The sequence below is a fragment of the Streptomyces alboniger genome, from assembly GCF_008704395.1.
GTDB lineage: Bacteria > Actinomycetota > Actinomycetes > Streptomycetales > Streptomycetaceae > Streptomyces > Streptomyces alboniger.
Genome location: NZ_CP023695.1, coordinates 368637 through 386919, shown reverse-complemented (window position 1 = coordinate 386919; position 18283 = coordinate 368637). Strand labels below are relative to the sequence as shown.

The following is an 18283-nucleotide window of genomic DNA, read 5'->3' as shown; positions in this document are numbered from 1 at the left end:
CTCCGTCGCCCAGCTCGCGCGCACCCTGAAGACCACCACCGCACACCGTCCCTCTGGCACTCCTGAAGATCGGCACCCGGCTCCGCCCCGCCGGGTCCTACCCGGGCCAGCCGAGGAGGAACTGAGTGCTCGACTACGGGGCCGGGGCGAGGTTGATGCCGGGCAGGACGGCGGCCTCGCGGGAGTGACCGCTTCGATGGTCACGTCGGACTGGAAACTTTTAGGTAGCGCTACGGATTGTTTGGTTCCACGTGTACCGCCGATGCTCTGGGGAGTTCGGCGGCGGCTCGTCCACAGCCACCTCGGTCGCCTGCTCAGGCGACCGGATGTGCCGTGGAGCCTTGCCCCAGAGGAGTCGCCGTCGAGCACAGGCATGACCGCATGAGGGACTTCCGCGGTCATGCCTGCCCCCTCGCTGCGGGGATGGTCGGACACGGACCGGATGGGTTGGCCCCATGGCACGGTTTCGGATCGCGGTGGCTTCGCCAAGCTGTCGCGTCCTGTTTCCGGCCTGCCCGCAGGCGGGGGGTTGCTCCGTGGTTGCCGGGCCGGCGCGGTCCGGACAGTCGTCTAGGAGGAATCCGTATGAGATCCCACGCTGTGGGCCTGCGCGCTGTTGCCGCAGGGTTCGCGAGTGTTGCCCTGCTGATCGGGGCGGGTACGGCAGTGAGCGCGGCCCCTACCCCCTCGGGTGAGGGAGTGATCGTCGGTGCGGGGCGTGCCGACGTGGTGAAGGACTCCTACATCGTCACCCTGAAAACGTCGATCGGGCGCGGTGAGGTCGAGCGCCGCGCACGCGACCTGGCGGCCGGACATGACGGCACGCTGGGCCACGTCTACACCGACGCGCTGCGCGGCTTCTCCATCCGCCTGCCGGAGGCCGCCGCCAAGCGGCTCGCGGCGAACCCGGCGGTGGCGCGGGTGGAGACGGACGGCATCGCCCGCGCCATCGAGACGCAGACCAACCCGACCTGGGGCCTGGACCGTGTCGATCAGCGGGACCTTCCGCTGGACAAGAAGTACACCTACCCCAGCACCGCCTCGAACGTGACCACCTACGTCGTGGACACGGGCATCCGTCTGACGCATCAGGACTTCGGCGGGCGGGCCGTCAGCGGCTACGACTTCGTCGACAACGACTCCAACGCGTCCGACTGCAACGGGCACGGCACCCACGTCGCCGGCACCGTCGGTGGCAGCACCTACGGGGTCGCGAAGGGCGCGAAGCTGGTCGCCGTACGGGTGCTGAACTGTGCGGGGTCCGCTCCGTGGTCGACTGTCATCAGCGGGGTCGACTGGGTGACGCGCAACGCCGTCAAGCCCGCCGTGGCCAACGCGAGCATAGGCGGGGGCAAGAACCAGTCCCTTGAGGACGCGGTGGCCAACTCGGTGGCGTCCGGTGTGACTTGGGCGGTGGCGGGGGGCAACAGCAACGCGGAGGCATGCTCCGAGTCACCCGCTGCAACGCCCGCCGCCATCACGGTGGGTGCGACCGACAGCAATGACGCCCGCGCCTCGTTCTCCAACTACGGCACGTGCCTCGACCTGTTCGCCCCGGGCGTGAACATCACCTCGGCGTACCACTCCAGCGACACGGCGACAACGGTCATGAGTGGCACGTCGATGGCCTCGCCGCACGTGGCCGGCGCGGCCGCCCTGGTCCTCGCGGCCAACCCGTCCTGGTCGCCGGCGCAGGTCCGCGACAAGCTCGTAGCCGACGCCACCCCCAACAAGGTCACCGATGCCAGAACCGGCTCCCCGAACAAGCTGCTCCACGTCGGCACCACTCCGCCGCCGAGCGGCCCGAAGTTCGAGAACACGGCCGACTACCAGATCCAGGACAAGGCCACCGTCAACTCGCCGGTCACCGTGTCCGGAGTCAGCGGCAACGCGCCGGCGGCCCTGGCGGTGAACGTGGACATCCGCCACACCTACCGCGGTGACCTGCGCGTCGAACTCATCGCCCCCGACGGCAGCGCCTACCTCCTGAAGGACTACAACGGCAACGACGACGCGAACAACGTCCAGGGCACCTACACCGTCAACGCCTCCAGCGAGGTCGCCAACGGCACTTGGAACCTGCGCGTGACCGACAACGCGACCGCGGACACCGGCTACATCAACGCCTGGTCCCTGCAGTTCTGACCCGTTGATCCGGCAGGCCGGCCCGACAGCCGGCTGCCCCCTTCACGGCCCGTCCCGAAGCCATGGGAGGCGCCGCCCCAGCGCGGCGCATCGGGACGGGCACACAGCACGGGCTGCCGGGCCATGAACAATCCCGGCGGCCCGTGCCCCACCGCGGTACCGGACAGGCAGGTCCCAGGGAGCCCGGGTGCGGCGTGCCGATCCAACACCGTGGGCCGCCCCAGCTCCCCACATACCGAAGATTCACTGCCATAACGGTTCTATCACCATAGAATTTGCGGCTAGATTTTCTATTCAACCTACGTTTTCCTGTTGCAGGGTTAGCGGGACACCGCACCACTTTTGAGGAGCAGCGCGATGAGCGCCAGGCGGACGAAGAAGCAGAAACCGGAACGGAACGGCAGGGGGCGGCACAGCAGGACGATGAGCGCGGGCCGCATCACGGCCGCCTGCGCGGCCGCCGCGCTGGCGACGACCGCGGTCGTGTGGGCGCAGAGCGATGAGCAGGCCGCGCAGGCCACGCAGACGGGCACCGCCAAGGTGCCTTCCCTGGCCCTGGTCGACGGCGAGCTGTCCTACACGCCGGACGCGTCCAAGAACCGCATCCCCGACTTCTCGTCGGCCGGTTACAAGGGCGGCGGCGTCCCCCTGCCCGCCGCCGCAGTCGTCGGACGCGTCGATGCACGCGACAGCGGTGACGACACCCCCCGCATCCAGGCCGCCATCAACGCGGCCGCGAAGAAGGCCAAGACCGCCGGTGGGCCCGTAGCGGTCCGTTTGGGCCCGGGGACGTTCCGGGTCACGGCCTCGCTGAAGCTGGCGGACGGAGTCGTCGTGCGCGGCTCCGGCACCGACGTCGGCAAGGGCGGGACCCTTCTTGAGGCCACGGGGGTGCCCGGCTCGCTGATCACCATCGGCGGGGACGGTGACTACACCCGGACGGGGCAGCGGGTGTCGATCGCGGACGACGTGCCCGTCGGCGCCACCAAGGTCACGCTCCAGGACGCCTCCTCGTTCAAGGCGGGCGAGCGGATCGTGGTCCAGCGTCCGACCACTCAGGAGTGGATCAACGCGATCGGCATGAACAAGATCCCCGGCGGGGAGTCCTGGACGCCGAACTCGGGCATCCTCGCGGCACGGACCGTGGTGGCCGTCTCCGGGAAGACCCTCACGCTGGACGCCCCGATCACGACCGCGATCGAGAAGAAGTACGGCGGCGGCACCGCCTGGCACTACACCCTCGACGGGCAGGTCACCAACGCGGGCGTGGAGAACCTGGCCGCGGACGCGAAGGAATTCAGCGAGCACCCCGACTACGGGCGGCCCGAGGACGGCAAGAACAAGGACGCCGGCGCCTTCGCCTCGCGCCTGGTGACGATCGGCGCCGCACGGGACGTGTGGGTCAAGGACGTGAAGCTGACCCGCTTCGGATCCGGGTTCTACGTCAACGACAACGCCAGCCGCGTCACCATCGAGCGGGCCGCCGACCTCGACATGGAGGTCCCCATCGGCCTGGCCCCGCCGCCCGCGTTCATGGTGGGCGGGCAGCAGGTCCTGGTCCGCGACACCACCGTCACCGGCGACCGCGTCCATGCCTGGACCACCCAGGCATTCGCCGCCGGCCCCAACGTCTTTACCCGCTCCACCGCCACCTCCCCCTCCGGCAGCGGCCAGGTCGACGCAGGACCGCACATGCGCTGGGCCTCGGGCACCCTCTACGACCAGCTGACCATCAACAGCACCGACGGCGCCTTCATCGCCGCCAACGCCTGGGACGGCGGCACCGGCCACGGGTGGCAGGGCGCCAACAACATGTTCTGGAACACCAAAGCCGCGAAGTACGCCATCCTGACACCGCCCACCGCCAACAACTGGGCGTACGGGATCACCGGAAAGCGGGTCGAGGGCAAGCACGACGACGACCTCCCGACCCCACCCGCATTCGGGACCATCGTGAGCCCCGGCAAGCCGGTAGCACCCGCCAGCCTCTACGAACAGCAGCTCTCGGAGCGCGGCTGACCCCGAAACACCGTACGGGCCCCGCGAGCGAGGGCCCGTACGGGCATTGCGGCAGAGCCCCCGCGCGGCGTATCTGCCCGCACCACCCCCAGGAGAGCCAGCCTCCCGTGCACGCGCTACGGCCTACCCCCACACCCCTGATCGGACGCGCAGCCCAGCTCGCAACGCTGTCCCGGACGGCAGCCCAGCCGCCGAGCATCATCGTCATCACCGGCGAGGCCGGCATCGGCAAGACCCGACTCGTCCAGGAGCTCCTGCGGGACCCTGCGCTGAAGGACCTCCCGCACCTGATCGGGCAGTGCTCCGAAATGGCGGAGACTCCGGTCCTGGGACCGGTCATCGCCGCGCTCAACTGTCTTCCCGCCAGTGCGCTGCGTGAGGTACCCGCACTTGCCGGGGCTTTGCGGCTTCTTCTGCCCGGCCTCGCCGGCTTTCTGCCGCCGGCGCTTCCGGTTTTCGGCTACGCGCAGGCCGAGACCTACCGCCTGCACGGAGCCATTTACGCACTGCTCCGGTCCATAGATCCGGCGGTCCTGGTGCTGGAGGACGTCCACTGGGCCGACGCGAGCACCCGCGAGTTCCTGCGGGTCCTGACCACCCGCCTCCCCGCCGACCTCACGGTCGTACTCACCGACCGGGACGACCCTCCTCATGCCGCAAGGCACCATGGAGCGGCCTCGTGGCTGTCCGGTGCACAGGTCCACGAAGTCCGGCTGTCTCCCCTGACAGCAGCAGAAACGGGAGAGCTGGCCGCCCAGCTGATGGGCGCGGACCACACGTCCCAGCACTTCGCCGAACGTCTGCACCGCCGCACCGCCGGCATCCCCTTCGCCATCGAGGAAGTCATCCGGCTGATCACCGACGCCGACGGCAGCACCCCGGACGCCGACGGCACCATCATCCTGCCCGCCCCGGTGCGACGAGTGCTCCTTGAACGTCTGGCCCTCCTCCCGGAACAGGCCCGTGACGTCGTCGCCGCTGCCGCCGTCGCGGCCCGGCCCGGCCCGTCACCGTCGACCTCCTCACCGACATCACCGGCCTGACCGAAGCCGACACCCGCCGGGCCGTCACCATGGCGCTCGACCACGGCGTCCTGTACCCCGCTGCCGCCGGGACCCTCGACTTCCGCCACTCCCTGGCCCGCCAGGCAGCCTACGAAGCCATCTGCGAGTTCGAACGACGCCCGCTGCACCTGCGCGCGGCCAAAGCCGTCCTCACCCACATCTCGCCACCGCCGCTCGCCCAGATCGCCCACCACTACCAGCAGGCGGGCCGCACCAAGGCCTACCTGCGCTACACCGAAACCGCCGGCGACCGCGCCGCAGCCCAGGGCGACACCAGCACCGCCACCCGCCACTACCTCACGGCGCTGCGCGACCACCCCTCCGCCGCCGCCCGGATCCGGCTGGGCGTCAAACTGGGCAGTGCCGCCCTGTCCGCGATGCCCGACGGCGCCATTCTCCCCGCCCTGCGCCGCGTCATCAGCCAGGACGATCCCCCACGGGCCGTCCGCGGTGAACTCCGTCTCTATCTCGGTACCCTGATGCGCAATCAGGCCGGTCTCGGACTCGGCGGCATGGACGAGATCGCGCGGGCCGCCAACGACCTGACCCACACCGCACCCGAACTCGCCGCCCGCGCCATGTCCGCGATCGCCTTCCCCTCCGTCCAGGGATGGCCCCTGACCCAGCACCTGGGATGGCTGGAGCGCGCCGAAGCACTCATCCCGCGCATCACGGACCCCGTCCAGCGCACCGCCATCGCCGTCAACCGGACCACCGTCCTGATGTTCACCGGCGACCCGGAAGCCTGGAACGCGGCAGCGGCCCTCCCCGGCACCCCCGCGTCGGCCGCCGAGGAAGTCCAGCTCGCCCGCGCCCGCGTCAACCTCGCCCACGCCACCACCGCGCTCGGCTACCCCGCCGCCGCCCGCGATTACCTCGCCCAGGCGGACGAAGTCCTGGAACGCAACGACATCCCCTACCTCCAGGGGCTCGCCGAAACCGCCCACCTCCTCCTGGCGTGGACCACCAGCCACTGGGAAGGTCTCGCCGCGCGCGCACAGCGCGCCGTCCACCTCTACTCCGAGATCCGCGACCTCGCCGCCGAGTCCCTCCTCGTCCGCGGCCTGCTCACCCTCCATCAGCGGGGGGACACCGCCACCGCGCGCCAGGACCTGACGAACGCCGCCCGTACCTCCCGGCTCGACACCGGCATCGTCCTGCCCGCCTCCGCGGCCGCCCTCGCGCGCATCCACCTCGCCGCCGGCCGCCCCGACCACGCAAACGCCGCCACCACACTCACCCTCGACCACATCCGCCGCACCGGAGGCTGGATCTGGGCCACCGACCTCGCCCCCACCGCCGTCGAAGCACTCATCCGAACCGGCCAGCACCCCAAAGCTCAGCGGCTCACCGAAGACTTCGCCCACGGCATCGAGGGACGACATGCCCCAGCCGCCACAGCCGCCCTCCTCACCTGCCGCGCCCACCTCGCGGAAGCCGACCGGAGCCCTGACGCCGCCATACCACTCTTCACACAGGCCGCCCAAGCCTGGACCGAGGCCGGCCGGCCTCTCGAAACAGCACACGCCATCCAGGGCGCCGCCCGCTGCAGCCTGCCCGCCGACCACCGGCGGGGACAGGAACTCAGTGACGAGGCGCTGGAAACGTATCGGCGCATCGGCGCGAAATGGGACCTCAACAACTGCCGTCGCCTGCTACGCCGCCAAGGGCTGACACGCGCCAGCAAACGTGGCCCCGTGGGGTACGGCGACAGCCTCTCCCCCCGCGAACACCAGATCGCCATCCTCGCCGCACAAGGCCACTCCAACCGCGCCATCGCCGAGGAGCTGTACGTCTCGCCACGGACAGTCGAGCACCACGTCGCAAACGCTCTGCGGAAACTCGGAATCAGCAGCAGAACACAACTCGCTGCCGCGCTGAAACCACGACCTTGAAACCCCATAACCGTCGAGTAGCAACTCTGCATCGGCATCGTCCGTAACACCCTCCTCACGGACCGCACCGAACGCACCGTCGTCACCCGCCCTTTCCGCTTTGCCTCAGCAGCGGCCCCTCGTCGGACGCCCGATCCGCTGAAGTAGTTTGATACCCGGGCTCACCGAGAGACGGCCGAACCAGGGGGAACGTGCGACATGCGGGCACTCGCGCCGGGTGATCCGGCATACATCGGGCGGTACCGACTGCTCGGCAGGCTCGGCGAGGGCGGCATGGGGCGGGTGTACCTCGGGCGCTCCGAGGGCGGGCGCACCGTGGCGCTCAAGGTGATCCAGGACGAACTGGCCCGAGTGCCCGAGTTCCGGCAGCGGTTCGCCCGCGAGATAGCCGCCGCCCGGCGGGTGGGCGGCCAGTGGACCGCGGCCGTGCTGGACGCGGACACCGACGCCGCCTCGCCGTGGGTCGCGACGCAGTACATCTTGGGACCGTCGCTCTATGAGGTGGTGGCCGAGGACTACGGCCCGCTGCCCGAACATTCCGTACGCACGCTCGCCAACCGCCTCGCCCTCGCGCTGGAGGCCGTGCACGGCGCCGGTCTCGTCCACCGCGACCTCAAGCCGGCGAACGTGCTGGTCACCGTGGACGGTCCGCGCGTCATCGACTTCGGCATCGCCAGGGCGCTCGACGTCTTGGACACCCTCGTCGGCGACGGCGCGAGAACCCGTACGGGCATGCTCATCGGTTCACCCGGATTCATGTCTCCCGAGCAGGCGCGCGGGCGTGAACTCGGCCCCGCGAGCGATGTGTTCTGCCTCGGCTCCGTTCTGGCGTACGCCGCCACAGGGCGGCAGCCGTTCGGTGTGACGGGTACTGGCGGCATGCACGCGCAGCTGTTCCGGATCGCCGAGGACGAGCCCGACCTGGACGGCGTGCCCGAAAGCCTGCTGCCGCTCGTACGCGACTGCATGCGGAAGGATCCCGCGCGACGGCCCGCGCCACGGGAGATCGCGGAGCGGACGTCCGGGCTGCGGGCCGGTCCGTGGCTCCCGGGCGAGGTGCTTGAGCAAGTCGGGCGCCATGCGGCGCAGTTGCTGGACTTCGATGCGCCGGGGGAGCCTCCGTCTCCGTCCGGCGCCCCGTCCCCGCGGAAGGCCGAGATCACGACGGCGAAGCCGTCCGTGGATTCCGCACCGGCGGCACCCTCTCCGCTCCCGGCCCCGCCACTGGCTCCGCCGACCATGCCTGCCTGGGCGCCGACGCCGACGGGTACACGAAAGCCGCGCCGACGCCTCAGGGCCGCATGGACCGGGGCCATCGTCCTGGCCGTGCTCGCCGCGGGCGGAGGCTTGCTCGCGACTAAACCCTGGGAGGGGGACAGCGGGGGCGGCGGCCAGGAGGGCGGTGGCACCGGGAAAGCCGGTGCCGCCGTGCCGAAGGCCCTCCACGGCAAGTGGGAGGGCAAGTTCCCGGGGCAGGGCACGAAGTCCGAGAAGTACGCGATGGTGGAGTTCGGCGCCGACAAGAGCGACGGCGACGCCATGGTGTCCGTCATGGGCACCGAACTGCTCTGTGTCACGCGCGCCGACGTCGAGTCCGCGGAGCGTGACGAGGACTCCGGCAAGCGGACCGTCACGCTCGGCACGGGGGAGATCGAGACCGGAAAGCCGCAGGCCGATTTCGGCCTCTGCCGCGACCGGCCCGGTGGCAGCCTCAGTCACGACCCCGCGGACACCGATCGACTCGTATGGACGGTCGGTGGACAGGAGATCCAGCTCACCAGGCAGGAGAACACCTCGACCGCCGGATACGGCCTGACCACCTGGTACGCCGACAGCGGCGAGCAGCGGAAGGGCACCCTGGAGTCGGTCACCCTACAGACCGAAACCCTGCACGACAGCACCGTGAAGATCGTGGACGGCCGGGGCTCCGAACCCTCCTGCTTCTACGAGGCGCAGCTGTTCACCGCGATGGACGGCCGCCTCCTCACCACCCCGGCGGAGACCGAGACCACCGGCGCGGCGCCCGCACCGGACTGCCCCGACGGCCTCGCCCCGATCTGGCTGGACACCGTGGACGACCAGACCCTCGAGTACGGCTCCCTCGACGGGACCATGTCCGGGACCCTGAGAAACAGCCCCTGACGCCCTCGCCGGCGCCGGTCTGATCCTGGTCGAGAGGGCAGCGGGGCGGGGCTGCGCGGACCGCTCACAGGGGTAGCCCGATCCGGTTATCGGATTGGTAAAGAAGACCCCCCGCGCCTGTCGCCCCCCAGCCCCCAGGCGCAAGGATCCCCCGTACTGATCGAATCTTCTCGAATCGATGTGCGGGAGGCCCCACTTGAGACGGACCCGAGGGACCAGGCGGACGGCGGTGCTCGGCTCGGCGGGCACGCTCGTCGCGGTGACGCTCATAGCGGGCGCGGTGGCCGCCCCGACGGCGAACGCCGGGACGGAGACGGGCGGGACGGCCGACGCGGGCGCTCGCTTCGGCAAGGAGCGTGAGGACCGCGAGGCCCGAGGCGTAGCACTCGCCGCCCGGCGCGCGGCCAAGGCCGGCGTCGACTGGAAGGACTGCCCGGCCGACTGGGGCCTGGAGAAGCCCATCCAGTGCGGCTGGGTCACCGTGCCCCTCGACTACGCCCGGCCCGACGGCAAGCAGATCAAGCTCGCCGTCGACCGCATCGGCAACACCGGCACCAAGGGCGAGCGCCAGGGCGCCCTCGTCTACAACCCCGGCGGCCCAGGCGCCTCCGGCCTGCGCTTCCCGCGGCGCGTCGTCACCCAGAACAAGTTGTGGGAGAAGACCGCGAAGGCGTACGACTTCGTGGGCTTCGAGCCGCGCGGCGTCGGTCACTCGGCGCCCGTCTCCTGCATGGACCCGCAGGAGTTCGTGAAGGCGCCCAAGCCGGACCCGATCCCCGACAACGAGGCCGACAAGCGCGTCCAGCGCAAGCTCGCCGCCGAGTACGCGGACGGCTGCCAGGAGCGCAGCGGCGCACTCCTGCCGCACATGACGACGCCGAACACGGCCCGCGACCTGGACGTCATCCGCGCGGCGCTCGGCGAGAAGAAGCTGAACTTCCTCGGCGTCTCCTACGGCACCTACCTGGGCGCGGTCTACGGCACCCTCTTCCCGACGCACGTACGCCGCATGGTCTTCGACTCCGTGGTCAACCCGCGCACGGACAAGATCTGGTACGAGGTCAACCTCGACCAGGACACCGCCTTCGAGAAGCGCCTCATCGACTGGATGACGTGGGTCGCGAAGAACGACGCCGCCTTCCACCTCGGCGACACCTACGGCGAGGTCCGCGCCCAGTGGGAGAAGCTGCGCGCCACCGCGAAGAAGCGGCCCCTGGACGGCGTAGTCGGCCCGGCCGAACTCCACTCGTACTTCCAGAACGCGCCGTACTACGACTCCTACTGGGTCCAGATCGCCACGAACTGGAGCAAGTACGTCGCCGGCGACCCGAAGCCCCTCATCGAGGCGGCGAGCCCCGACATGGACGACAAGGCGGGCAACGCCGCCTCGGAGAACAGCAACGCCGTCTACACCGCCGTCGAGTGCGCCGACGCCAAGTGGCCGCGCAGCTGGCGGAAGTGGGACCGCGACAACACCCGCATCCACAAGACGAGCCCCTTCTTCACCTGGGGCAACGCCTGGATGAACCTGCCGTGCGCGACCTGGTCCAGCAAGCAGCAGCGCCCGCTGGAGATCGAGAGCCGCAAGGGCCTGCCGCCCACGCTGCTGGTCCAGGCCACCCGTGACGCGGCCACGCCGTACCCCGGTGCCCTCGAACTGCACAAGCACCTCAAGGGATCGCGCCTGGTCACCGAGAAGGACGCCGGTTCGCACGGGATCACCAACATCCCCAACCCGTGCCTCAACGACCGTGTCGACGCCTATCTGTTGACCGGCCGGCTGGACTCCTCCGACGTGACGTGCGGCCCGCACGCCACGCCGAAGCCGTAACAGCCCCTCGGCCCACCGCTACTGGGAGATCGCCTCGGTCCGAGGCCGGGCGATCTCCCGGTAGTCCGCCGTCCGCAGCGCCAGCGAGCGGTCGAGCCGCGCCGCGTTGAAGAAGATCTCCTCGTGCTCCAACAGGGCGGGATCCACGACCAGTTCCAGCTCCGGGTCGAACGAGAACGGCAGGATCGTCCCGCTCACGCTCCCCGAGAGCCGCTCCGCCACCTCCTGCGTCGCGAACCCGGCGTACGTGCCACCGAGCAGCGCCTTCAGCGCGTTCAGATCGACGCGCCGGTCGCCCGGCACCACGGCGAGGACGTACCGCTTCGTCTTCTTGCCGGTCTTCACCATCACCACGATGCACTTGGCCGCCTGCTCCAAGGTGTTGCCGCGCAGCGCGCTCACCGCCTCCGTGGCGCCCTCCGGATCATGCTCGATGACCCGGTACGCCGCCCCGCGCTCCTCCAGCAGTCCCACCAACTTGGTGTACTGGACGTGCTCTTCGCTCACTTGGCCCTCCCGTCGCGCCGATCAGGCGCCTTCCGCTCAGTCGTCGAAGTGATCGACTTCGCGAGCATAGTTCGGGAACGCCACGGTCCGGATCGTCCCGCCGCGCCCTGGCGCTCGGCCTCCTCCGCCTTCACGACCGCCGCGTACTTGTCCACGTACTCCTGTCCGGAGAGCCCGAGGATCGCGTACATGATCTCGTCGGTGACGGCCCGCAGGACCGCCTTCTCGTTGTCCATGCCGAGATAGCGGGAGAAGTCGAGGGGCTCGCCGAAGCGGATCGTCACCCGCCGGAAGTTCGGCATCTTCTGGCCCGGCGGCTGCGCCTCGAAGGTGCCGATCATCGCGCACGGGATCACCGGCACCTCCGCCTTGAGCGCCATCGCCGCGACGCCCACCTTGCCCTTGTACAGCCGCCCGTCGTGCGAGCGCGTGCCCTCCGGGTAGATGCCGAGCAGTTCGCCCCTGCGCAGTACGCCGAGGCCCTCGCGGATCGCGGCCTGCCCCGCCTCCTTGCCCGAGCGGTCCACCGGGATCTGCCCCGCGCTGCGGAAGAACGCCGCGGTCAGCCGGCCCTTGAGACCGGGTCCCGTGAAGTACTCGGCCTTCGCGAGGAACGTGATGCGGCGCTTGATGATCGCCGGCATCAGGAAATGGTCGGAGAACGACAGGTGGTTGCCCGCGACGATCGCGGCACCCGACTCGGGCACATGTTCCAGGCCTTCGATTCTCGGCCGGAACATCAGCCGGAGCAGTGGACCGAGGATCACGTACTTGAGCAGTAGATAGAACATGGCGGCCGCCTTCCCCTGATCCAGGTGACGACGCACAGTAGCCAATCGGCGACGCGGATGCGAGAGGCCGTTCGGGCCCTCGGCCACCGCCGGGTGGGCGACCCGTCGGCGAGGCGACTCGACGCGCGATGCGCGAGGAGGGTCCGCTGGCCTCGCCCCGGTGTCCCCGACGGGACGCCGCGGCCCGACGCCACAGCACGTCACCGTCACCCCCTCCGGAGGTTTCGCATGCGTCCCTTCACCGTCGCGGTCGCCGCCCTGATCGCCCTCGGCGCGGCCGTCCCCGCCCACGCGGCGGACGAGGCCCCCACTCCGCGGCAGCGCGGGCTCTTCCTGACCGTCTCGGGCTCCGAGAACACCTGGATGCGCGGTGTCCTGCTGCGCTGCCGGCCCGAGCCCACCGGCCCCCATCCGCAGGCCGCCGAGGCGTGCGCGGCGATCGCCCGGGCGAAGGGGAACTTCGACAAGCTCGCCGACGACCCGCGCATGTGCACCAAGGAGTTCGACCCGGTCACCGTGACCGCTTCCGGTACCTACCGGAAGCGGGTGATCAGCTGGCAGAAGACGTACCCGAACGCCTGCGCGATGGGCGCGGACACGGGCCACGTCTTCCGGTTCTGAGAGCGTTTCTGAGGGCGTCGTCGGCCTCATGGATACCGGGCTGTCGCGCGGCACGTGGCTCACGTGGTGCGCGACAGCACCATCCCGAGTGTGATCAGTCCGAGCACGACCCAGCCGAACCACAGCCAGCCGTTACTTCCGAGCCCCACCGAGTAGGCCGTCACCATGACCAGGCCTCCGATGGTGAACCCACCCATGGTCTTCGTGGAACCGGGCATCGCTCAGCCTCCTCCCGGCAGCCTCCGGCGTCCGCACGCCGGGACCGCGGTCCGAAGACCATCGTCACCCCCGATGCCCCTCCGGCGCTAGCGGCCGCGTGCGGCCAGTGAGGCCAGATAGGCGTTGTACGCCTCCAGCTCCTTGTCCCCGTCGCGGTCGGCGGCACGGTCCTTGCGCCGCGTCTCACGGTCCTCGGAGCGCCGCCACTGGAAGAGCAGGGCCACCAGGACCACCACGGAGGGGATCTCGCTGAACGCCCAGGCGATGCCGCCCGCCGCCTCCTGGTCGGCCAGCGCGTCGATGCCGAGGGAGGCCGGAGGATGCATGTACGTGCCGATCATCGGCTGCGTCGCCATCATCAGCGCGATGCCGAAGAACGCGTGGAACGGCATGCCCGCGAACAGCTCCAGCATCCGCATCACATAGCCGGGCCGGTGCGGCCCCGGGTCGACGCCCATGATCGGCCAGAAGAACACCAGGCCGACGGCGAGGAAGTGCACCATCATGCCGATGTGGCCCGCCTTGGAGCCCATCAGCGTGTCGAAGAGCGGCGTGAAGTAGAGCGCGTACAGGCTCGCGATGAACAGCGGGATCGTGAAAGCGGGGTGCGTGATGATCCGCATGTACCGGCTGTGCAGCAGCCACAGCAGCCACTCACGGGGCCCCTTGTGGCCCCGCGCCGCGGGCGGCAGTCCGCGCAGCGCCAGCGTGATCGGCGCGCCCAGGAGCAGCAGGATCGGCGACAGCATGCTGATCACCATGTGCTGCACCATGTGCACGCTGAACATGACCATGCCGTAGTCGTTGAGCTTGGTGCACATCACGAGCAGGACGGTGAGGATGCCGAGCACGAAGGAGATCGTGCGGCCCACCGGCCACTTGTCGCCGCGCCGCACGAGCCGCCCCACACCCCACCCGTACAGGGCGAGGGCCACCAGGCAGCCGATGAGGAAGAAGGGGTCGGCCGACAGTTCCAGGCCTCGCCCCAGCGTGAACGGCGGCAGATCCATGTTCATGCCGTGCCCGCTGTGATCCATCCAGTGGCTCCTGATTCGTGCGGATTGTGCGACGTGTGTCGGCACAAGAGTAGAACCGCCCCCGGCCGCTGAGGCGACCGGGGGCGGATAGTACAAAAGGCAACGGAACTAGAGGACGCACTCCGCTTCGGCGTACCGCTCGTCCGGCACGGTCTTCAGCGTCTCGACGGCCTCGGCGAGCGGCACCATCGTGATGTCCGTGCCGCGCAGCGCCGTCATCCTGCCGAACTCGCCGCGGTGCACGGCCTCCACGGCGTGCCAGCCGAAGCGGGTAGCGAGGACGCGGTCGTACGCGGTGGGGGTGCCGCCGCGCTGTACGTGGCCGAGGATGACCGGGCGCGCCTCCTTGCCGAGGCGCTGCTCCAGTTCGATGGAGAGCTGCCGGGCGATGCCGGCGAACCGCTCGTGCCCGTAGGCGTCCTTGACGCCCTCGTCGAACTCCATGGAGCCCGGACGGGGCTTGGCACCCTCGGCGGCCACGACGATCGCGAACTTCTTGCCCGCCGCGAAGCGCTCGCCGACCTTCGCGGTCAGCTCCTCGATGTCAAAGGGGCGCTCGGGGACGACGATGGCGTGCGCGCCGGCGGCCATGCCGGAATGCAGGGCGATCCACCCGGTGTGCCGGCCCATGACCTCGACGATGAGCACGCGCTGGTGCGACTCGGCGGTGGTCTTGAGGCGGTCGAGCGCCTCGGTCGCGACGCCCACGGCGGTGTCGAAGCCGAAGGTGACGTCGGTGACCGCGATGTCGTTGTCGATCGTCTTCGGTACGCCGACGATCGGCAGGCCCGCGTCCGAGAGCAGCCGGGCCGCCTTCAGCGTGCCCTCACCGCCGATCGGGATGATCGCGTCGAGGCCGAGGTCCGCGACATGGCCCCTGGCTCGCTCCACGCCGCCGCGCAGCTGCGCGGGCTGGACGCGCGAGGAGCCGAGGATCGTGCCGCCACGGGCGAGGATGCCGCCCACCGCGTCGAGGTCGAGCTTGCGGTAGTCGCACTCCAGGAGGCCTTTCCAGCCGTCGTAGAAGCCGATGACCTCGTCGCCGTGGTCCGCGACCGCGCGGTGCACGACGGAGCGGATGACGGCGTTCAGGCCGGGGCAGTCGCCGCCGGAGGTCAGGACACCAATGCGCATAGCCCGGAATACCTTTGCAACGTGGGCCGAATGGCCGGACCACGTCGTCCGGCTGGATCCCCGCCACCCTATAGGCGCCGGGGGGCAGGGCCGCATCAGCCGTCCGAGGGCTGGACGCCCCCGCTCACATGTGCGTGCGGGGCGTCAAGCGGGCTTCGTGCCGGGGTGTTACGCGGGCTGCTGCGCGGCGTTGATGCGCTCGGCGCGCAGTGCCTCGTACCAACGGTCGTCCGTGGGCGGCAGCGCGTTCACATCGAGGGCCAACTTGAGCAGCAGGTCCGCGATGAGCGGGTTGCGGGCGAGAACCGGGCCGTGCATGTAGGTGCCGAAGACCGTGCCGTTGTACGCGCCCTCGGTGCCGTCGCCCGTGCCGTTGCCCCGGCCGAGGGTGACGCGGGCCAGCGGCCGTGCGTTCGGGCCGACGTGCGTGACGCCCTGGTGGTTCTCGAAGCCCGTCAGCGGGGGCAGGCCCAGCTGGGGGTCCATGTCGGCGAGGACGTCACCGACGCACCGCTCGCCCTCGCCGCGCGTGGAGACCACGTCGAGCAGGCCGAGGCCGGGCTCGCGCTGACCGAGGTCGTTGATGAACTCGTTGCCGATGATCTGGTAGCCGGCGCAGACCGAGAAGACGATCGCGCCGTTGCCCACGGCCCGCTGGAGGCCGCCGTCGCGGCGCAGCCGCTCGGCCGCGAGGCGCTGCGGGCGGTCCTCACCGCCGCCGATGAGGTAGATGTCCCCGGAGGTGGGGACCGGCTGGTCGCTGCGCACGTCGTACCGCTCGACCTGGAGGCCGCGCTGGCGGGCGCGGCGCTCCACCACCAGGGCGTTGCCCTGGTCTCCGTACGTGCTGAGCAGGTCGGGGTAGACCCACACCAGCCGCAGGCTGTTGTCGCTCATGCTCATGTGTCCCTACGAAATGTCTAGAAGGGGCCGGTGGGGTCAGTTGCCGACGCGGCGGCGCAGGTCCTGGAACGCGGTGTAGTTCGCGATCGTCTCGATGCGTCCCGGCGGGGCCAGCTGCACCGCCTCATCGACGCTCTCGCAGACCCGGAAGTCCAGGCCCGCGACCTCCAGGCGCACGGCGAGGTCCAGCTTGCGGTCGCCGAGCACGAAGATCGGGTGGCCGGCGAGCCGGGTGTAGTCGACGTCCCACAGCCAGGAGGTGTCCGTGCCGTCCGCGCCGCGGGCGTTGACGGAGAGGATCACCGGGGTCGGCGGCGGGTCGATCAGCGAGAACGTCTCGAGCCAGCCCGCGGGGTTCTTCGCGAGCAGCAGACGCAGGTCACGGCCCTGGAACTGCACGACGTCGTAGCGTCCGGCGACCGCCTGGACCTGGTACATGCGCTCCAGGGCGACCTGCGGCGGCACCCCGAAGACGGCGGCGACGGCCGCCGATGAGGTGGCGTTGGCCTTGTTCGCCCGGCCGGGCAGCTGGAGGTGGATCGGCCAGGCCGAGCCGTGCGGGTCCAGGACGTGGTCGCCGGAGAGCACCCAGCTGGGCGCGGGGCGGCGGAAGCCGCACTCGCCGCAGAACCAGTCGTCGCCGGGGCGCTGCATGACGCCGCCGCAGGAGGGGCACGACCAGGCGTCGTCCTTCCACTCCTGGCCGGCCGCGACCCACACCACGTTCGGAGATGAGGAGGCCGCCCAGACGACCAGCGGGTCGTCGGCGTTGGCGATGACCACGGCCTTCGAACCGGCCAGGCCCTCGCGCCACTTCTCGGCGAGCATGCGGGTCTCGGCGGCGCGGTCCAGCTGGTCGCGCGAGAGGTTGAGCAGCGCGATCGCCTTGGGGTCCACGTCACGGGCGACGCCCGCGAGGTACTTCTCGTCGACCTCGATCACGCCGTACTTGGCGTCGGAGCCGCCGGCGAGCGCCGAGGTGATTCCCGCAGGCATGTTCGCACCGAGCGCGTTCGACACGACCGGGCCGCTGGCCCGCAGTGCCTCCGCGATCAGGCGCGTGGTGGTCGTCTTGCCGTTGGTGGCCGACACGAGGACCACGTCCAGGTGTGTGGCGAGGCGACCGAGCAGCTCGGGGTCGAGCCTGAGCGCGACCTTGCCGCCGATCACCGATCCGCTGCCGCGGCCCGCCGCGCGCGACACCGCCGCGGCCGCCTTGCCCGCCGTCACGGCCAGCTTGGCCCGCGGCGACAGCGGGTCCGTGTTGCCTGACATCTGTCGAGATCCTCCTTGCGTACGGCGCCGCGCCTGCCCCGGCATCGTTTCTCTGCCTCAGCCTATCGAGATCCACTGACAAGCCCGAACCACGGCACCACCTCGATGCCGCCGCACTCCATGGACCGTACTCTTGCCGCCATGCGACACGGCTCGATCCCGGGCGCCTCGGGGCGCGTAAGACCTCTGACCCTGCTCGGTGACCCCGTGCTGCACACGGCCTGTGAGGAGGTCACCGACTTCGGTCCCGAACTGGCGCGCCTCATCGAGGACATGTTCGCGACGATGTACGCGGCCCAGGGCGTGGGCCTGGCGGCGAACCAGATCGGCGTGGCCAAGCGGGTGTTCGTCTACGACTGCCCTGACGACGAGGACGTCCGCCACCTCGGGCACGTGGTCAACCCGCGGCTCGTGGAGGCGGACGGCGTCACCGTGCGCGGGCCCGAGGGCTGTCTGTCGCTGCCCGGCCTCGAAGCGGGCACGCCCCGCTTCGACCACGCGGTGGTCGAGGGTGTCGACCTGCGCGGCGAGCCCGTGAAGGTGCACGGGACGGGCTGGTTCGCGCGCTGTCTCCAGCACGAGTGCGATCACTTGGAGGGCGGCGTGTACACCGACCGCGTCACCGGATGGCGGCGCCGCAGGGTGCTGCGGGCCGCCGCCAGGGCCTCCTGGAACGCCTGAGAGCCCCTCACCCCTGAGC

The 18283-nt window shown here is 70.4% G+C and carries 15 protein-coding genes; 8 read left to right on the top strand and 7 right to left on the bottom strand.

The window, feature by feature from the left end; translation table 11 throughout:
- Positions 1-585: 585 nt before the first annotated feature.
- The 6 genes from CP975_RS01660 to CP975_RS01640 all read left to right on the top strand — a co-directional run bounded on the left by CP975_RS01660 (position 586) and on the right by CP975_RS01640 (position 11096).
- Positions 586-2145 (top strand): S8 family peptidase, encoded by a 1560-nt coding sequence (locus CP975_RS01660; protein WP_055527465.1) that lies wholly within the window; start codon positions 586-588, stop codon positions 2143-2145.
- A 357-nt stretch (positions 2146-2502) separates the two neighbouring features.
- Positions 2503-4164, top strand: coding sequence for a hypothetical protein (locus CP975_RS34910; RefSeq protein WP_055527467.1), 1662 nt, complete (start codon positions 2503-2505; stop codon positions 4162-4164).
- 107 nt (positions 4165-4271) lie between these two features.
- On the top strand, positions 4272-5207 hold the full coding sequence (locus CP975_RS01655; RefSeq protein ID WP_055527468.1) for an AAA family ATPase: 936 nt from the start codon (positions 4272-4274) through the stop codon (positions 5205-5207).
- 29 nt (positions 5208-5236) lie between these two features.
- Entirely contained in the window at positions 5237-7123 is a 1887-nt protein-coding gene (locus tag CP975_RS36195; protein WP_055527470.1) for a helix-turn-helix transcriptional regulator, read from the top strand.
- Positions 7124-7321: 198 nt separating this feature from the next.
- Entirely contained in the window at positions 7322-9265 is a 1944-nt protein-coding gene (locus tag CP975_RS01645; protein WP_055527472.1) for a serine/threonine-protein kinase, read from the top strand.
- 196 nt (positions 9266-9461) lie between these two features.
- Positions 9462-11096: an alpha/beta hydrolase gene (locus CP975_RS01640; RefSeq protein ID WP_055530288.1), complete on the top strand. Its 1635-nt coding sequence runs from the start codon at positions 9462-9464 to the stop codon at positions 11094-11096.
- An 18-nt stretch (positions 11097-11114) separates the two neighbouring features.
- Here the strand turns inward: CP975_RS01640 and CP975_RS01635 are convergent, their stop codons facing one another.
- The gene (locus CP975_RS01635; protein WP_055530287.1) at positions 11115-11603 is read right to left on the bottom strand and encodes a YbaK/EbsC family protein; all 489 of its coding nucleotides are present in this window, start codon (positions 11601-11603) and stop codon (positions 11115-11117) included.
- Complete coding sequence (locus CP975_RS01630; RefSeq protein WP_167532659.1) at positions 11600-12394, bottom strand: lysophospholipid acyltransferase family protein; 795 nt, start codon at positions 12392-12394, stop codon at positions 11600-11602. The genes CP975_RS01635 and CP975_RS01630 overlap by 4 nt, the downstream gene beginning before the upstream one ends.
- Positions 12395-12622: 228 nt before the next feature.
- Between CP975_RS01630 and CP975_RS01625 the strand changes: the two genes are divergently transcribed.
- Positions 12623-13015 carry an SSI family serine proteinase inhibitor gene (locus CP975_RS01625; protein ID WP_055530285.1) on the top strand — a complete coding sequence of 131 codons (393 nt, stop codon included), beginning with the start codon at positions 12623-12625 and terminating at the stop codon, positions 13013-13015.
- A 59-nt stretch (positions 13016-13074) separates the two neighbouring features.
- Here the strand turns inward: CP975_RS01625 and CP975_RS34905 are convergent, their stop codons facing one another.
- The 5 genes from CP975_RS34905 to CP975_RS01605 all read right to left on the bottom strand — a co-directional run bounded on the left by CP975_RS34905 (position 13075) and on the right by CP975_RS01605 (position 17583).
- A complete protein-coding gene (locus CP975_RS34905) occupies positions 13075-13233 on the bottom strand; it encodes a hypothetical protein (RefSeq protein WP_037896233.1) in 159 nt (52 codons plus the stop codon).
- An 87-nt stretch (positions 13234-13320) separates the two neighbouring features.
- Positions 13321-14271, bottom strand: coding sequence for a cytochrome c oxidase assembly protein (locus CP975_RS01620; protein ID WP_055530283.1), 951 nt, complete (start codon positions 14269-14271; stop codon positions 13321-13323).
- A 108-nt stretch (positions 14272-14379) separates the two neighbouring features.
- Positions 14380-15405, bottom strand: a complete 1026-nt coding sequence (locus CP975_RS01615) for a 6-phosphofructokinase (protein ID WP_055530281.1) — start codon at positions 15403-15405, stop codon at positions 14380-14382.
- A gap of 168 nt (positions 15406-15573) precedes the next feature.
- Complete coding sequence (locus tag CP975_RS01610) at positions 15574-16302, bottom strand: type 1 glutamine amidotransferase (RefSeq protein WP_030777503.1); 729 nt, start codon at positions 16300-16302, stop codon at positions 15574-15576.
- 42 nt (positions 16303-16344) lie between these two features.
- The gene (locus CP975_RS01605) at positions 16345-17583 is read right to left on the bottom strand and encodes a Mur ligase family protein (protein ID WP_030777505.1); all 1239 of its coding nucleotides are present in this window, start codon (positions 17581-17583) and stop codon (positions 16345-16347) included.
- A 141-nt stretch (positions 17584-17724) separates the two neighbouring features.
- Here CP975_RS01605 and def point away from each other — a divergent pair, with 141 nt between their 5' ends.
- A complete protein-coding gene (gene def, locus CP975_RS01600; protein WP_055530279.1) occupies positions 17725-18264 on the top strand; it encodes a peptide deformylase in 540 nt (179 codons plus the stop codon).
- The last annotated feature ends 19 nt before the right edge of the window (positions 18265-18283 follow it).

What these genes read in the sequence shown, in the direction of transcription:
- def (WP_055530279.1), top strand. Translation starts at nt 17,725, where the DNA reads ATGCGACACGGCTCGATCCCGGGCGCCTCGGGGCGCGTAAGACCTCTG.
- CP975_RS01610 (WP_030777503.1), bottom strand. Translation starts at nt 16,302, where the DNA reads ATGAGCGACAACAGCCTGCGGCTGGTGTGGGTCTACCCCGACCTGCTC.
- CP975_RS36195 (WP_055527470.1), top strand. Translation starts at nt 5,237, where the DNA reads ATGGCGCTCGACCACGGCGTCCTGTACCCCGCTGCCGCCGGGACCCTC.
- CP975_RS01605 (WP_030777505.1), bottom strand. Translation starts at nt 17,583, where the DNA reads ATGTCAGGCAACACGGACCCGCTGTCGCCGCGGGCCAAGCTGGCCGTG.
- CP975_RS01630 (WP_167532659.1), bottom strand. Translation starts at nt 12,394, where the DNA reads ATGTTCTATCTACTGCTCAAGTACGTGATCCTCGGTCCACTGCTCCGG.
- CP975_RS34905 (WP_037896233.1), bottom strand. Translation starts at nt 13,233, where the DNA reads ATGCCCGGTTCCACGAAGACCATGGGTGGGTTCACCATCGGAGGCCTG.
- CP975_RS34910 (WP_055527467.1), top strand. Translation starts at nt 2,503, where the DNA reads ATGAGCGCCAGGCGGACGAAGAAGCAGAAACCGGAACGGAACGGCAGG.
- CP975_RS01660 (WP_055527465.1), top strand. Translation starts at nt 586, where the DNA reads ATGAGATCCCACGCTGTGGGCCTGCGCGCTGTTGCCGCAGGGTTCGCG.
- CP975_RS01625 (WP_055530285.1), top strand. Translation starts at nt 12,623, where the DNA reads ATGCGTCCCTTCACCGTCGCGGTCGCCGCCCTGATCGCCCTCGGCGCG.
- CP975_RS01645 (WP_055527472.1), top strand. Translation starts at nt 7,322, where the DNA reads ATGCGGGCACTCGCGCCGGGTGATCCGGCATACATCGGGCGGTACCGA.
- CP975_RS01615 (WP_055530281.1), bottom strand. Translation starts at nt 15,405, where the DNA reads ATGCGCATTGGTGTCCTGACCTCCGGCGGCGACTGCCCCGGCCTGAAC.
- CP975_RS01620 (WP_055530283.1), bottom strand. Translation starts at nt 14,271, where the DNA reads ATGGATCACAGCGGGCACGGCATGAACATGGATCTGCCGCCGTTCACG.